Origin of the sequence: Emticicia sp. (assembly GCF_049241225.1) — a bacterium.
Classification (GTDB): domain Bacteria; phylum Bacteroidota; class Bacteroidia; order Cytophagales; family Spirosomataceae; genus Emticicia.
Map to the genome: position 1 here is coordinate 1 of NZ_JBMLRC010000047.1, position 1,718 is coordinate 1,718.

The 1,718-nt window shown below is 39.9% G+C and carries 1 protein-coding gene; it reads left to right on the forward strand.

The genetic code is table 11. The features are described 5' to 3' along the window. Positions 1–287 precede the first annotated feature (287 nt). The gene (locus tag ACOVO2_RS03075) at positions 288–1,643 is read left to right on the forward strand and encodes a methyltransferase RsmF C-terminal domain-like protein (RefSeq protein WP_421768562.1); all 1,356 of its coding nucleotides are present in this window, start codon (positions 288–290) and stop codon (positions 1,641–1,643) included. The last annotated feature ends 75 nt before the right edge of the window (positions 1,644–1,718 follow it).

Below are 1,718 nucleotides of genomic sequence, written 5' to 3' on the forward strand. Positions count from 1 at the left end.
TTTGAATTTTGTCATGGTCGAGCCCGTAATGCCTCCACGCACACCAACAAAAATTTGGGCAAAAGTCAAGTTTGCCAGTAACACAAATACAAGTGTTTTGAACATAGTTCTCATTTTAGTAATCAGTTTTAATTAAATTTGCATAAAAAATGAGTATTGATTTGCAATAGGCAATTTGAATTTGGGAAGTTTATGTAGAAAATTCTTAATTCTACATTCTTGATTCTACATTATGTAGATGCCATTAAGACATCGAGCGTTGCACTTTTACTGTTAATGAAAAGTTAATGAATTTACCCGAAAACTTTATCGCCCAAATGCAGCACATTCTTGGTGCTGAGTATTCGGCCTTTGCCGAAAGTCTCGAACAAGAAACTCCAACGACAATTCGACTGAACCCTCGCAAAAAGGTAACAAACGAAGTTTTATTTGACCAAAATACCGAACCAGTAAAATGGAACGCCGATGGGCGATATTTACCACAGCGACCAGTCTTTACGCTCGACCCTGCTTTTCATGCAGGAGCCTATTATGTACAAGAAGCATCGTCGATGTTTGTAGCAGAGGCAATCAAACAAACACTTGATTTTGATAAGCCTCTCAGAGTGATGGACCTATGTGCCGCTCCTGGTGGAAAAACGACCCTTTTGGCATCGTTGCTCAACGAAAAAAGTCTTTTGGTGGCCAATGAAGTCATCAAAAGCCGAGTTGCACCATTGAAAGAAAATCTTGAAAAGTGGGGTTTCCCGAACTACATTGTGAGCAACCACGACCCCGAAGATATGATTGATTTAGAGGGATTTTTTGATTTGGTTCTAACCGATGCACCTTGCTCGGGCGAGGGACTTTTCAGAAAAGACCCAAAGGCTCGTAACGAGTGGTCGGTCGATAGTGTTCAGCTCTGCTCGGCCCGCCAAAAACGTATTCTTCAAGCAGCAGCGATGTTGGTTACCCCGAATGGCTATCTGTGCTACTCGACCTGCACCTACAACGAAAAAGAAAATCAAGAAAACGCCAAATGGCTCACTCAAACCGCTGATTTTGAAGAGGTTAAACTCAATATTCCTGCCGATTGGAATATTACTGAGAAAAGTTTTGGCTATCAATTTTATCCTCACAAAACCAAAGGTGAAGGTTTTTATTTGGCTATTTTCCGTAAAACACAAGGCTCAAGAGCTGAAGTGAGAGGCAAAGTTAAATTTAACCGTGTACCGCAAAAGAAAGTTGAATTATTGAAAAAATGGCTCGCCAACCCCGAATATTTTGAGTTTTACGAAAAACCAGAAGGTGCAATCGTAGCTATTCCAACAAATTTGACCAACGAATATTCTACGATTCTGAGGGTTTTACAGAAGCGTTCATCGGGCTTTGAGATTGGACAATTTAAAGGTGAAGATTTTATTCCGAGCCATGATTTAGCTTTGAGTACGGCCATTTCTGATGATTTACCACACGTAGATTTATCGAAAGATGATGCTTTAAAATTTTTGAAAAAAGAACAAATTTCGGTCGAAAATGCACCAAATGGCTGGCTTTTGGCTCGTTATGAAGGCTTGAATCTCGGCTTTATGAAAGTAATTGGCAATAGAATGAATAATTATTTGCCAAAAGAGTGGAGAATTCGGATGGATATCCCTGAATAATTGTTTACCACAGAGGCACGGAGAACACAGATTAACACTGAGATAAACTCTGTGAAACTTTGTGTAATCGCTGCG